This window comes from Microbacterium aerolatum, assembly GCF_007988825.1.
Taxonomy (GTDB): Bacteria; Actinomycetota; Actinomycetes; order Actinomycetales; family Microbacteriaceae; genus Microbacterium; species Microbacterium aerolatum.
In genome coordinates, this window is the sequence record NZ_BJUW01000011.1 from 20,627 (window position 1) to 34,204 (window position 13,578).

Below are 13,578 nucleotides of genomic sequence, written 5' to 3' on the forward strand. Positions count from 1 at the left end.
GCGTGAGTGCGGATGAGGGGAGCGGATGCGGCATGCTTGTCGAGATGGTCATCGACGGTGTGGAGACGCCGGAGGACGGCACGGCGGGAGATCGCGTCGCCGAACTCCTCGTCCGCGTGGCCGGTGGAGATCAGGCGTCGTTCGCCGAACTCTACGATCTGCTCTCCTCCCGTGTCTTCGGGCTCATCCTGCGCGTGCTCGTCAATCGTTCGCAGAGCGAAGAGGTGCTCCAGGAGGTCTTCCTGGAGATCTGGCAATCCGCTTCGCGGTTCGCTCCGAACAGAGGACAGGGACGCACCTGGGTTCTCACGATCGCCCACCGCCGCGCGGTCGATCGTGTGAGGGCGTCGCAGTCCAGCACGGATCGGGACGTCCGTGCCGGGATTCGCGACATCGGCGTCGCCCACGACAGCGTCGCCGAGCAGGTGGAGCTGAGCATCGAGGGCGAACGAGTCGTGGCGGCACTGGGTACGCTGCCCGATCCGCAGCGTGAGGCGCTCGTCCTGTCGTACTACGGCGGTTACAGTCAGAGCGAGATCGCCGTGCTGATCGGCGCGCCGCTGGGAACGGTCAAGACGAGGATGCGAGACGGACTCTCGCGCCTGAGGAACGAGATGGGGGTGAACGCATGAACGAGAAGGAATTCGCCGAGCTCGCGGCAGGGCACGCCCTGGGCGCGCTGTCGGATGCCGATGAACGGCGCTTCGCGGACGCCCTCGCCGCGCACCCCGAGTGGCGCGCGCTCGCCGAGTACGACGCGGAGACCGCTTCGCTGCTCGCGGATGCCGTCGCCCCTGTCGCGCCGCCGGCAGATATCCGCGACGCCCTGCTCGCTCAGATCGCGCAGACCCCGCAGTCGGATGCTGTCGCGCCGAGCGCGCGAGGTGCCGAACGCCACGGCGAACACCACGAGGACGAACGCCACGACGGCGCTGCGGCCCGGCCGCGGCGCTGGAGCCGCGGCCTGTTCGCGCTCGCGGCATCGGTGGTGCTGATCGTCGGACTCGGCATCGGTGCGGCCATCCTCGTCCCGCAGCTCACGCAGCCGGCATCCGTCGTCGCGCTCGAGAAGATCGAAGCCGCGTCGGATGCGCAGCAGTCGACCGTGCGGCTGGACGACGGCGCGCAGGCGACGGCCCACTGGTCGGCGTCGGTCGGCAGCGCCGTATTGGTCACGGAAGGGCTCGAGGGTCTCGACGCGGACCGGACGTATCAGCTCTGGCTCGTCCGCGGGAAGGACGCACTGCCCGCCGGTCTCTTCGAGACGGAATCCGGCGAGGCGACGGCGCTCCTGGACGGCTCTATGCACGAGGGCGATGTGATCGCCGTCACGGTCGAGCAGGCGGGCGGATCTCCGACCGGACTGCCCACGACCGAGCCGATCATCGCGATCCCCACCGCCTGAGCGCGAGTACCCTGGACGGATGCCCGAGCAGTTCCACCGCCCCGTCCGCCGTCCCTCCGCGGCATTCGACAACCTCGTCGGCACCGCCGACTCGGCTGAGGCCGTCCGGGTCGCGCACGCCACGGCATCCGCTCTGCTCACGCGGGCGCGCGCCGACGAGAGCGGCGCGAGCGCCGAGCGTCTGATCGCCTTCACTGCGGAGCACGGCATCGACGACATCGCCGAGCTGTGGGCCACGGCACCCGCCGTGTCGCTGCCCGGCGCGCTGTGGCGGCTGTACCTGCTGCAGCTCGCGATCCACAGCGATCCGCAGACCTCCGCACTGCTGTACGAGCGCGGACGGATCGAGCTCGCGTCCGTGGACCCTGTCGTCGCAGGGGCGCCCGTGCCGGCGAGCCCGGAGGAGCTGGTGGCCCTGATCGACACGATCATGCGGGGAGTCTTCCGCGGCGACTTCTCGGTCGCACTCGAGCGTGCCGCGGCGTTCTGCAGGGTGCAGGTGTCGGGGGCGACGCACGTGGCGGACGACTACGAGAGCACCGAGGCGGAGCGCGCTTCGGAGCTGACGACGAGGGCTCGGCGGCTGCACGCCTATGCGAACGATCTGAGCGCGGCGGCGGGACTGTGGCGCGTCGGTGGGCTGAACTGACCTGGACGCAGGTGCGGCACGTGCCGGACATGAAAGGACCGGGCCGCAAGAACGCCTCTCGGCGGAAGGCCGCTCGCAGCGGCAGAAGTTGGAGCCCGGGGTTATGCGGCCCGGCCATTCAAGTGTAACGTCCTCGTGCCTCAGGTATTCCTGAGCATCGAGTGTCGATCGCCTGGTCGTAGGGTGATCTCATGGCACAGCGTTTCGCCCTGATCATCGACCCCGTGGAGGCCTCCGAGCAGCGCGCGGACTTCTCCGACACGTTCACGGTCGTGGATGCTGCCGCGCCGGCGCTCAGCGTCGGGGAGCTGAGCACGCAGCGCGGCGACGGCGTGTTCGAGTCGATCGGCGTGATCGATCGCCATGCGCAGGAGGTCATGCCGCACCTGGAGCGCCTGGCGAACTCCGCGCGGATCTGCGACCTCCCGGCTCCGAACCAGGAGCAGTGGCGGCAGGCGGTGGCTGTGGCTGCCGCTGAGTGCCCGGCGGGCGAGGCGGTCATCAAGCTGATCCTCAGCAGGGGAGTGGAGCACGGGCCGACACCGACCGCCTGGGTGACGGCGGCGCCGGCATCCGATTTCTCGAACGTGCGCCGGGACGGCGTGAAGGTCGTGACCCTCGACCGGGGCTACTCGCTCGACGTCGCCGAACATGCGCCCTGGCTGCTGCTGGGCGCGAAGACGCTGTCGTACGCCGTGAACATGGCGGCGCTGCGCGAGGCGCACCGCCGCGGCGCCGATGACGCGATCTTCCTCTCCAGCGACGGATTCGTGCTCGAGGCGCCGACAGCGTCGCTCATCCTCCGGTTCGGCGACCGCTTCGTCACTCCCGCACCGACCGGCGGCATCCTGCACGGCACGACCCAGTTGAGCGTGTTCGAGTATCTGTCCGAGCGGGGCCTCCAGGTGGGGTACGAGCGGATCCCGGCGACGGATCTGCCTCGCGCCGACGCCGCGTGGCTGGTGTCGAGCGTCCGCCTGGCCGTCCCCATCACCGCCGTCGACGCCCACACCCTCCCCGTCGCCCCTGCTCTGACCACCGACCTGAACCACTACCTCCTCAGCCCGCGCGACTGACCGCCCGCCGCCCCGCTGTGCACAACTTCGGATGACCGCAGCGACTCGCCGTCACCCGAGTGGCTGCAGCGGCGTGTCGGTGCTCCGGTCCGAAGTTGTGCACGGCTCACACGGCAGCGCGGCTGGTCAGAGCCGCCACGATCGCGCGCTCGACGGCCTCCCAGTCGTGGATGATCATCGCGTAGTCGAACCGCAGGGTCGTGTATCCCCACATGGCGGAGTTGGCGTCCCTGGTCAGATCCTTGTGTCTGTGGCCTTCATCGTCATGGTTGGCCTTGCCGTCGGCCTCGATGATGAGCCAGCCGTCGATGAGCAGATCGACCTTGCCGGTGCCGAAGATCCACACCTGGCATTGCACATCCCAACCTTGATGTCTGGTTCGCAGCCTGATCAACGACTCCAGTCCGCTGTCAGCATCATCGCGGGAGAAGTCGACGAGGTCGCGACCACGACGATCGATCGACCGACGCAAGCGGCGGATGGCGGCACCCGAGAGCAGTCCCTTCCGTCGAGCGGATTCCAGTGCGACGAAGAACGACTCTTCGCCGCGGCATCCGTAGATCTGGAGGAGCACTCGTTCGACGGCCGGAGGGCCGAACGCCGAGTTGCTGTCGGCGTGGTCCCAGTGCGGCGTGCAATCGCAATCCGGTTCCACGTGCGGATACTGGTGGCGGTCCGAGCGCATCCAGACGTGTACGCCGTCGACGTCATCCAGAACCCAGAGTCCCAGATGCCGTGCGGCCGTCTCACACGCGAGCGAGCCGCCGTGCGCTGCCGCATCCACGGCGTCGGGGCATGCATCGACGCCCGCATAGACGCCGCGGCGCACGCGTCGCAGGATTCCGACGGCGAACTCCGCCTCGATCTGACGACGGCTCCGGTCGGCACGCAGCTCTGCGTATGTCCAGATCGCCGGCACCGATGTCTCGCACATGACTCAGAGCCTGCGGCATCCGCCGGGACCTTCAGGCCCTCGTTCCCACGTCCTGTGGATCATCCGCCGTTCGCCGGACCTGTGGAGAGCGACTCACTCCGGGCATAACTTCGGAGCCCAACTCCGACACTCCGCGCATCGGAAGGGTTGCACGGCGTGTCGGTCGCGGCATCCGAAGTTGTGCACAGAGCGAGCGCACGCGAGCGCGCGGCTCAGCCGAAGCGGCCGGAGACGTAGTCCTCGGTCGCCTGCACCGACGGGGTGGTGAAGATGGCCGCGGTGTCGTCGTACTCGATGAGCTTGCCCGGCTTGCCGGTGCCGGCGATGTTGAAGAACGCGGTCCTGTCCGACACCCGGCTGGCCTGCTGCATGTTGTGCGTCACGATCACGACCGTGTACTCGTTCTTCAGTTCGCCGATCAGCTCCTCGATCGCGTAGGTCGAGATCGGGTCGAGCGCGGAGCACGGCTCGTCCATCAGGATGACCTGGGGCTCGACGGCGATCGCACGCGCGATGCACAGACGCTGCTGCTGTCCGCCGGAGAGTCCGGAGCCGGGGCGGTCGAGGCGATCCTTGACTTCGTTCCAGAGGTTCGCGCCGGTGAGAGCGCGTTCGACGAGAGCATCCTGATCCGAGCGCGACATGCGGGAGTTGTTCAGCTTCACGCCCGCCAGCACGTTCTCCTTGATCGACATGGTCGGGAACGGGTTCGGGCGCTGGAACACCATGCCCACCTGCCGGCGCACGAGCACCGGGTCGACGCCCGGGCCGTACAGGTCCTTGCCGTCGAGGAGCACTTCGCCCTGAACGCGTGCGCCGGGGATCACCTCGTGCATGCGGTTCAGAGTGCGCAGGAAGGTCGACTTGCCGCAGCCGGAGGGGCCGATGAACGCCGTCACGCTGCGCGGCTGGATGTCGAGGGAGACGCCCTCTACGGCGAGGAAGTCGCCGTAGTAGACGTTGAGGTCGTTGACTTCGATGCTCTTGGACATTCGGGATTCCTTCGGGTAACGGCTCAGCGGCCGGAGGTCTTCGGGGCGAACCACTTCGCGATCAGACGCGCGAGCAGGTTCAGGACCATGACGATCAGGATCAGGGTGAGCGCGGACGCCCAGGCGCGATCGAGCGCGGCCTCGGGGTTCGTGCCCTGGTTCATGTACTGGTTGTAGGCGAACACGGGCAGCGTCATCATCTGACCGTTGAAGATGTTCGTGTTCATGCTCAGCGTGAATCCGGCGGTCAGCAGCAGGGGAGCGGTCTCGCCGATGACGCGCGAGATCGACAGCATCACCGAGGTCATGATCCCGGCGATCGACGTCGGCAGCACGACCTTGAGGATCGTCAGCCACTTCGGCACGCCGAGCGCATATGCGGCCTCGCGCAGCTCGTTCGGAACGATGCGCAGCAGCTCCTCGCTGCCGCGCACGACGACCGGCGTCATGAGCACCGCCAGCGCGAGAGCACCCATGATGCCCATCGAGATGCCCGGTCGGATGAGCAGCGAGAACACGGCGTAGATGAACAGACCGGCGACGATCGAGGGGATGCCGGTCATGACGTCGACGAAGAACGTGATGCCCTTGGCGAGCTTGCCGCGGCCGTACTCCACCAGGTAGATCGAGGTCATCAGGCCGATCGGCACCGAGATGACCGCGGCCGTGAGCGTGACCAGGACGGTGCCCCAGATCGCGTGCACGATGCCGCCGCCCTCGCCGACGATGTTGCGCATCGAGAAGCTGAAGAACTCGGCGTCGAATCGGTGGATGCCGTTGACTGCGACGGTCCACAGCAGTGAGACGAGCGGCATCAGGGCGATGAGGAACGCCGTCGCCACCAGAGCCGTCATCAGCCGGTCGACGGCCTTGCGCCGGCTCTCCGCGATCGCGGAGATGACGGTGATCAGCACCATGTAGAGCAGGATGCCGACGATCGACGCCCCCACGATGTTGAAGTCGACGAGATCCTCGCCGATGCTCGTGACGGCGAAGACCGCGTACGAGATCGCGAAGGATGCCAGCAGCAGGGCCCATGGCGCCCACTTGGGCAGCTTCCCTGAGGTCAGGGACGGGGCGGGCGAAGTGAGAACGGTCATGTCAGTTCGCCCCCGAGAACTCGGCGCGACGCGCGACGATCCAGCGCGCCAGCGCATTGACCGCGAAGGTCACGACGAACAGGATGAGGCCGGTCGCGACGAGCGTGTTGACTCCGGTGCCGTGCGCTTCGGGGAAGGCGAGCGCGATGTTCGCGGGAATCGGCGTGGGGTTCGTGGCGGTGAGCACCAGGAAGCTCACCACGGCGGACGGAGAGAGCACCATCGTGACGGCCATCGTCTCGCCGAGGGCGCGGCCGAGGGCGAGCATCGCCGCGGAGACCATGCCGCCGCGGGCGAAGGGCAGCACGGCCATGCGCACCATCTCCCAGCGCGTGGCGCCGAGGGCGAGCGCCGCCTCTTCGTGAAGCTTCGGCGTCTGCAGGAAGACCTCGCGGCAGATCGCCGTCATGATCGGGATGCACATGACGGCGAGCACGAGGGCGGCGGTCATGATCGTCTTGCCGGTCGAGGAGACCTGCCCCTGGAAGAACGGGATCCAGTCCGCGTTCTCGTTCAGCCACGCGTAGATCGGCTGCAGGAGCGGGGCGAGCACCAGGCCGCCCCACAGGCCGAAGACCACCGAGGGGACCGCGGCGAGCAGATCGATGATGTACCCGAGGAACGAGGCGAGCCTGCGCGGTGCGTAGTGGGAGATGAACAGCGCGATGCCGATGGAGATCGGGGCGGCGATGACCAGCGCCATGAATGAGGCCCACAGCGTGCCGAACACGAGCGGCCAGACGTAGGTCCAGAACGACTCGCCGTTCAGGATGTGGTTGTCGCTCGTGTCGAGCTGGAACGCCGGGACGCTCTGGATGACGAGGAACGTGGCGACCGCCGCGAGCACGATGAGGATGACGATGCCGGCGCCGAGAGCGGTGCCGGAGAAGACGCGGTCGCCCAGTCGCTGTTTGGCCTTGATCGGTGCGGGCGGCGCTTGTGACGCCTGCTCGGTCGGTGCCTGTTCGGTCGTGGTCATGATCTCCCTGTTTCGGGCCGAGGAGTCGGGTGGAACGGTTTCTGACTCGTCGATGCCCCCGCGCCCGTCAGGACGCGAGGGCATCGACGTCAGAGATCAGCCATCTGGCTGGTCTCAGCCGACCTGGATGAGGTCGATGGCGGCATTGACCTTCTCGCGCAGGCCGTCCGAGATGGGCGCGTTGCCGGCGTTCTCCGCGGCCGCGTCCTGGCCCTCGGCGCTGGCGACGTAGGTGAAGTACTCCTTGACGAGTTCGGCGACGCTCGCGTCCTCGTACTGCTCGCAGCCGATCAGGTAGCTGACCAGGGCGATCGGGTAGGCGCCGTCTGCGGCGGCAGCGGGATCGACGTCGAACGCGAGGTCGCCCTCGCCGCGGCCGTCCTCGAGCGTTGCGCCCTCGACGAGCTGCGACGCGGCCTCGGCCGAGTACGGGACGAACTCGCCGCCGACGCCGACGTGCACCTGGCCGAGGTCACCGACCTGCGAGGCGTCGGCGAAGCCGATCGCGCCGTTGCCTGCGGTGATGGCCTGGACGACACCGGACGTGCCCTGAGCGGCTTCGCCGCCCTGGATGGGCCACTCGTCCGAGACCTCGTAGGTCCAGATCTCGGGGGCGGTCGCCGCGAGGTAGTTGGTGAAGGTCTCCTGCGTGCCGGACGGGTCCGAGCGGTGGACCGGCGAGATCGCCAGGTCGGGGAGCGTGGCGTCGGGGTTGAGCGTCGCGATCGCGGAGTCGTTCCAGTTGGTGATCGTGCCGGCGAAGATGCTCGCGATGGTGGCGGCATCCAGGTTCAGCGTGTCGACGCCCTCGAGGTTGAACGCCACGGCGACCGGCGAGATGTACACGGGAATCTCGACGATGTCGTCGGTGGTGCAGGCGCCGAAGCCGCCTGCGGCGATCTCATCGGCGTTGAACGCGCGGTCGGAGCCGATGAAGTTGCTGCCGCCCTCGAGGAAGTTCTCACGGCCCGTGCCGGAGCCGGTCGGCTCGTAGTTGATGGTCACGTCGGGGTTGGCAGTCTGGAACCCGGCGACCCAGGCCTCCTGCGCGGCAGTCTGCGACGACGCACCGGTGGCGTCGAGCGTGCCGGACAGGGTGGACGTGGTGGGCTCCTCGGAGGAGCCGCCGGCGCCGCCTTCGTTTGCGGCACAGCCGGCGAGAGCGAGAGCGGCGACGGCGCCGATGGCGCCGATTCGAGCGATTCGGGAGATCTTCACTGTGGATCCTTCGATCGTGGTTTGGGTTCGGGCCCGGTGCAGGGCACACAGTGACGCTAAGCGCGGCGGTTAACGAGAATCGCCCCCGCAGGTAAACGGCAGGTGAACGGGAACCGTCCCCTTGGATGCCTCAGGAACGCGAGCGGGGTCAGACCTTGGGGACGTGCGTCTCGATCGAGATGATTCCGGACCCCGGATTGGTCGCCGACAGATGCACGACGGAGAATGCGCCGACCTCGAGAGCGGACGCGCTGCCGAGGTACGAGCCGTGCATCGTCCCGGTGGCGAGCGCGAGCTCGGACAGGATGCCGGGGAGAACCGGCCCATGGCTGCAGATGACCGCCGGCTTGCCGGAGCGCACGCGCTTTCCCACGACGGTCCGCTCATCGGAGGCGCCGTCCTCCCAGGCATCCTGACTGACCAGCGCGGTCTCGACCGGCGTGCGTCCGAGGGCACGTGCGAGCGGGGTGACGGTCTGCACGCAGCGGACCGCATCGCTGGTGATGATCTTCCGGATGCCGAACGCGCGCAGCGGCGCGACGATCGCATCGGCCTGCCGGAGCCCGCGCGCGGTGAGCGGACGCGTGGCATCCGAGCCGTTCCAGTCGGTCCGGGACACGGCCTTCCCGTGTCGCAGCGCCACGATCGGGAACGTGCGCAGCACCCCGTCGCCGACGAGCCTCTCGAACTCGTCGAGGATCTCCAGATCGACGGGATAGCTGAGGTTCTTGCGCGCCTTCTTCAGGCTCACCCACTCCAGCGCTGCGATCTCGCGGTTGGGCACGAACGCGGATTTGCGGATCGCGTCGTCGGTCGCCTCGGCCGCCCAGTAGTGCACGATCTTCTGCCTCTTGGGGCGCATGAAGTAGCGGCTGACGCCGACGGGCACCCCGAGATTCACCCGGATGCCGGTCTCCTCGTGAACCTCGCGCACCGCGGTCTGTGCGAGCATCTCGCCAGGGTCGACCTTGCCCTTGGGCAGGGTGACGTCGCGGTACTTGGTGCGGTGGATGAGGAGGATCCGCAGTTTGCCCTCGGCGATCCGCCACACGACGGCGCCGGCGGCGTACACCGCCTTGTCATCGTGCACGACGTCGACAGCTTCCTGCGTCATCGCACCGACCGCGAACGGCGCCGGCGGCGTACCTGGTTCATGGTCCGATCCTGCAGATCCACGAGCGGCTTGCCATCGGCGTCGACGGAGTGACGCTCCCAGACGCCGCCGGCACCGAGATGCCAGCTGCTCGTCCCGTCGTCCATGGCCAGGTCGAAGAAGTCGAGCAGCTCCTTGACATGTCGTTCGTCCGTGACCCGCACCAGAGCCTCGACGCGGCGGTCGAGGTTGCGGTGCATCATGTCGGCGCTGCCGATGAACACCTGCGGGTCGCCGTCGTTCTCGAAGGTGAAGATCCGGGAGTGTTCGAGATAGCGGCCCAGGATGCTGCGGACCGTGATGTTGTCGCTCACGCCGGGTAGGTCGGTCTTGATGCTGCAGATGCCGCGCACCCAGATGTCGACCTTCACACCCGCCTGGCTGGCGCGGTAGAGGGCGTCGATGATCTCCTCGTCGACCATCGAGTTCACCTTGATGCGGATGTGCGCTGGGCGACCGGCCTCTGCGATCTTGCGCTCGGCGTTGATGAGGCGCAGCAGCCCCTTGCGCAGGTGCAGCGGCGCGACCAGCAGACGCTTGAACTTCTTCTCGATCGCATAGCCGGACAGCTCGTTGAACAGGCGGGTGAGGTCCTTGCCGACCTGCGCGTCTGCGGTGAACAGACCGAAGTCCTCGTACACGCGGCTGGTCTTGGGGTTGTAGTTGCCCGTGCCGACGTGCGAGTAGTGGCGCAGCATCCCCTCCTCCTCGCGGATGACGAGGGCGAGCTTGCAGTGCGTCTTGAGCCCCACCAGGCCGTACACGACGTGCACGCCGGCCTTCTCGAGCTTGCGCGCCCAGACGATGTTGTTCGCCTCGTCGAAACGCGCCTTCACCTCGACCAGCGCGAGGACCTGTTTGCCCGCCTCCGCCGCGTCGATCAGCGCCTGGACCACGGGGCTGTCGCCCGAGGTGCGGTACAGGGTCTGCTTGATCGCGAGCACGTGCGGGTCGCGCGCGGCCTGCTCGAGGAACGCCTGAACGCTCGTCGCGAAGGACTCGTAGGGGTGGTGCACCAGCACGTCGTTCTTGCGGATCGCCGCGAAGATGTCGGCCCTGCTGCTCGAACCGGTCGGCTGGAAGGCGACCGCGGTGGTCGGCAGGTGCGGGGGATAACGCAGATCGGGGCGGTTCACCTTCGACAGGGAGAACAGGCCCCGCAGATCCAGCGGGCTCGGCAGCCGGTACACCTCCTGATCGGTGATGTCGAGCTCTTTGATGAGCAGATCCAGGGTGACGTCATCCATGTCGTCGGCGATCTCGAGGCGGATCGGCGGGCCGAACCTTCTCCGCAGCAGCTCGGCCTCGAGCGCCTGGATGAGGTTCTCGCTCTCGTCCTCCTCGATCTCGACGTCTTCGTTGCGGGTCAGGCGGAACGCGTGATGATCGAGCACTTCCATTCCAGGGAAGAGGTCGTCCAGGTGGTTCGAGATCAGGTCCTCGAGCGGCAGGTAGCGCACGATCTCGCTGGTCCCCGGCACCGCAACGAGCCGCGGCAGCATCGGCGGCACCTTCAGACGCGCGAACTCCTGCCGGCCGGTGCGGGCGTTGCGGATGCGGATCGCGAGGTTCAGCGAGAGGCCGGAGATGTACGGGAAGGGGTGCGCGGGGTCGACGGCGAGCGGCATGAGCACGGGGAACACGTGCAGCTGGAAGTACTCGGTCAGAGCGGCCTGCTCCGATTCGCCGAGCTGATCCCAGTCGGTGATCTCGATGCCGGCGTCGGCGAGTGCAGGACGCACCAGATCGGTCCAGGCCTGCGCGTGCCGCAGCTGCAGGGCGTGCGCCTCGCGCGAGATGTCTGCGAGCACGTCCGATGGCGCGCGACCCACATTGGTCGGCACGGCGAGGCCGGTGACGATGCGGCGCTTGAGGCCTGCCACTCGGACCATGAAGAACTCGTCGAGATTGCTGGCGAAGATCGCCAGGAAGTTCGATCGCTCCAGCTCCGGCAGCGTCGGATCCTCGGCCAGTTCGAGCACGCGCTGGTTGAACGCCAGCCAGCTGATCTCCCGGTCGTGATACCGGTGATCGGGCAGCAGCGAGTCGGGGGCCTCGACGGCGTCGAAGTCGTCGTCCTCTGCATCGCCAAGGCCGGCGTCGGTGATTGCGGCATCGATCATGGAGTACATCTTCGCACCGCAGGATGACGCGTGCATGAACGAAGTGGGAGCATCAGTGCTCCACTGCGGCGAGCTGCTCTTCGTCGTAGACGTTGAACCGGTATCCGACGTTGCGCACGGTCCCGATGATCTGCTCCTGATCGCCGAGCTTGGCGCGCAGACGCCGCACGTGCACGTCGACCGTGCGGGTGCCGCCGAAGTAGTCGTAGCCCCACACCTCGCTGAGCAGCTGCTCGCGGGTGAACACCCGAGAGGGGTGGGTCGCCAGGAAGTGCAGCAGCTGGAACTCCTTGTAGGTCAGATCCAGCGGACGGCCGTGCAGCTTCGCCGAGTAGGACTGCTCGTCGATCGTGATCCCGGATGCCTGCACCCGAGTGGGCGCGGCGGTCGACTCGGCGCGCGCGATGGCCAGGCGGATCCGTGCGTCGGTCTCGGCCGGACCCGCATCGGAGAGGAGCACGTCGTCGATTCCCCAGTCGCCGGACACCGCGGTCATGCCGCCCTCGGTCACCACCAGCAGGAGCGGCGAATCCTGTCCGGTGGTGCGCAGCAGCTTGCACAACGACTTGGCGCCTGCGAGGTCGAGCCGGGCGTCGATGATGACGACGTCGCACTCGGGGGCGGTGACCAGCTGGGCCGGTTCTGCGGGGATCTGACGCACCTGGTGGCTGAGAAGTTCCAGCGCGGGCAGCACCTGCTCGGTGGGAGCAGGAGTCAGAACCAGGATCGATGCCACACGCATTCCTTCCGGGCGTCGGGGTCGTCCGCCCTGAGCGGCGACCGGAGACGCCGTGGGGCAATGATACCGAGCGCGACGCGATGCTGTGACGCGGCAGACGACAGGCGCCGGTCTGATGCGTAACAATGGAGGCATGTCCGAACCGGCTCTGGCCCCACGCAACGCGCTCGTCGGCGTCGGCATCGTCTGGGCTGCGGCACTCGTCGCGTCCATCGCGATCGGACTGTTCGTCCCCGAAGACTGGCGTCTGCCGTGGCTGCTCGTCGGCGTGGGCGCTGCCGTGCTCGTGTCGTTCGCACTGCAGCTCTGGTACGGGCAGACGAAGGGCTTCATCTTCCGGGTCGCGATGAGCGGGATCGGCGCGCTGCTGCTGTTCGGGATCGTCTCGGCGGGCTTCGGCCTCGCCGCCCTGATCCCGGCGTGACGGCTCGCGCTGCCTGCGAACGGCCGGGGTAGAGTGGTGCCATGGACCTCGTCGCACTCGAATTCTTCTTCATCGGTCTGCTCGGCCTCGCGAGTCTTGCGATCGCGTTCGTCGCCGGCACCGTGCTGTGGAACCTGTTCCGCGGCCAGCGCTGATCCCAGCGCCCTGACGGCATAGCAGCATGCTCGAGCTCCCCACCGATCTCCCCGCCGATCTCGCACCGCTGAGCTGGCTCATCGGCGTGTGGGAGGGCACCGGTGTCATCGAGTACACCGCCGGCGACCACCGTTTCCAAGGCGAGTTCACGCATCGCGTGAGCTTCAGCCACGACGGTGCCGGCTATCTGAACTACGCCGCGACCGGCTGGATGGCCGCCGCGGAAGGCGAGGCATCCATCCCTCTCGTCGCGGAGACCGGGTTCTGGCGGCTGTCGCGCCCGGCCACGGCATCCGACCCGGGGCCGGCGCTGCTGCCGCCCACCGAGCCGGCTGCAGAGCGCACCGTCGACGATGTCGAGGAGCTGCGCGCGGCATCCGGCGGGTTCCCGATCGAGGTCTCGCTCGCGCACTCCGATGGCGCACTCGAGCTCTACCTCGGAGAGATCAACGGCCCGCGCATCGACATCGCGACCGATACCATCGTCCGCGGCGCAGGCGGCAAGTCCTACGGAGCGGCGAGCCGCATGTACGGGCTGGTCGACGGACACCTGCTGTGGGCGTGGGACATCGCGGCGCTCGGTGCGGAGATGTCGTCGCATGCCTCCGCACGTCTGGCGCGGGTCTGACC

14 protein-coding genes are annotated in these 13,578 nt (G+C 67.9%); 6 read left to right on the forward strand and 8 right to left on the reverse strand.

Annotated elements, in window-relative coordinates:
- Positions 1–32 precede the first annotated feature (32 nt).
- The 4 genes from sigK to MAE01_RS11880 all read left to right on the forward strand — a co-directional run bounded on the left by sigK (position 33) and on the right by MAE01_RS11880 (position 3,130).
- Positions 33–632, forward strand: a complete 600-nt coding sequence (gene sigK, locus MAE01_RS11865; RefSeq protein ID WP_186806227.1) for an ECF RNA polymerase sigma factor SigK — start codon at positions 33–35, stop codon at positions 630–632.
- Positions 629–1,405 carry an anti-sigma factor gene (locus MAE01_RS11870; RefSeq protein ID WP_147039773.1) on the forward strand — a complete coding sequence of 259 codons (777 nt, stop codon included), beginning with the start codon at positions 629–631 and terminating at the stop codon, positions 1,403–1,405. Before sigK ends, MAE01_RS11870 begins: the two co-directional genes overlap by 4 nt.
- A gap of 19 nt (positions 1,406–1,424) precedes the next feature.
- Positions 1,425–2,054, forward strand: coding sequence for a DNA-directed RNA polymerase subunit beta (locus MAE01_RS11875; protein WP_147039774.1), 630 nt, complete (start codon positions 1,425–1,427; stop codon positions 2,052–2,054).
- Between the two features lie 191 nt (positions 2,055–2,245).
- A complete protein-coding gene (locus MAE01_RS11880; protein ID WP_147039775.1) occupies positions 2,246–3,130 on the forward strand; it encodes an aminodeoxychorismate lyase in 885 nt (294 codons plus the stop codon).
- A gap of 106 nt (positions 3,131–3,236) precedes the next feature.
- Here the strand turns inward: MAE01_RS11880 and MAE01_RS11885 are convergent, their stop codons facing one another.
- The 8 genes from MAE01_RS11885 to MAE01_RS11920 all read right to left on the reverse strand — a co-directional run bounded on the left by MAE01_RS11885 (position 3,237) and on the right by MAE01_RS11920 (position 12,365).
- A complete protein-coding gene (locus tag MAE01_RS11885; RefSeq protein ID WP_147039776.1) occupies positions 3,237–4,064 on the reverse strand; it encodes an endonuclease domain-containing protein in 828 nt (275 codons plus the stop codon).
- A 212-nt stretch (positions 4,065–4,276) separates the two neighbouring features.
- Positions 4,277–5,056, reverse strand: coding sequence for a phosphate ABC transporter ATP-binding protein PstB (pstB, locus tag MAE01_RS11890; RefSeq protein WP_147039777.1), 780 nt, complete (start codon positions 5,054–5,056; stop codon positions 4,277–4,279).
- A gap of 23 nt (positions 5,057–5,079) precedes the next feature.
- Positions 5,080–6,156, reverse strand: a complete 1,077-nt coding sequence (gene pstA, locus MAE01_RS11895) for a phosphate ABC transporter permease PstA (RefSeq protein WP_147039778.1) — start codon at positions 6,154–6,156, stop codon at positions 5,080–5,082.
- Between the two features lies 1 nt (position 6,157).
- Positions 6,158–7,135, reverse strand: a complete 978-nt coding sequence (gene pstC / locus MAE01_RS11900; RefSeq protein ID WP_147039779.1) for a phosphate ABC transporter permease subunit PstC — start codon at positions 7,133–7,135, stop codon at positions 6,158–6,160.
- Positions 7,136–7,249: 114 nt separating this feature from the next.
- Positions 7,250–8,353 carry a phosphate ABC transporter substrate-binding protein PstS gene (locus MAE01_RS11905; RefSeq protein WP_147039780.1) on the reverse strand — a complete coding sequence of 368 codons (1,104 nt, stop codon included), beginning with the start codon at positions 8,351–8,353 and terminating at the stop codon, positions 7,250–7,252.
- Between the two features lie 148 nt (positions 8,354–8,501).
- Positions 8,502–9,467 (reverse strand): NUDIX hydrolase, encoded by a 966-nt coding sequence (locus tag MAE01_RS11910; RefSeq protein WP_147039781.1) that lies wholly within the window; start codon positions 9,465–9,467, stop codon positions 8,502–8,504.
- The gene (locus tag MAE01_RS11915) at positions 9,464–11,629 is read right to left on the reverse strand and encodes an RNA degradosome polyphosphate kinase (RefSeq protein WP_147039782.1); all 2,166 of its coding nucleotides are present in this window, start codon (positions 11,627–11,629) and stop codon (positions 9,464–9,466) included. Before MAE01_RS11915 ends, MAE01_RS11910 begins: the two co-directional genes overlap by 4 nt.
- Before the next feature lie 52 nt (positions 11,630–11,681).
- Entirely contained in the window at positions 11,682–12,365 is a 684-nt protein-coding gene (locus MAE01_RS11920; RefSeq protein WP_186806228.1) for a winged helix-turn-helix transcriptional regulator, read from the reverse strand.
- Positions 12,366–12,501: 136 nt separating this feature from the next.
- On the opposite strand from MAE01_RS11920, the gene MAE01_RS11925 reads away from it, so the two are divergent.
- Positions 12,502–12,792 carry a hypothetical protein gene (locus MAE01_RS11925; protein ID WP_186806229.1) on the forward strand — a complete coding sequence of 97 codons (291 nt, stop codon included), beginning with the start codon at positions 12,502–12,504 and terminating at the stop codon, positions 12,790–12,792.
- 181 nt (positions 12,793–12,973) lie between these two features.
- The gene (locus MAE01_RS11930) at positions 12,974–13,576 is read left to right on the forward strand and encodes a heme-binding beta-barrel domain-containing protein (RefSeq protein WP_147039785.1); all 603 of its coding nucleotides are present in this window, start codon (positions 12,974–12,976) and stop codon (positions 13,574–13,576) included.
- Positions 13,577–13,578: the final 2 nt, after the last annotated feature.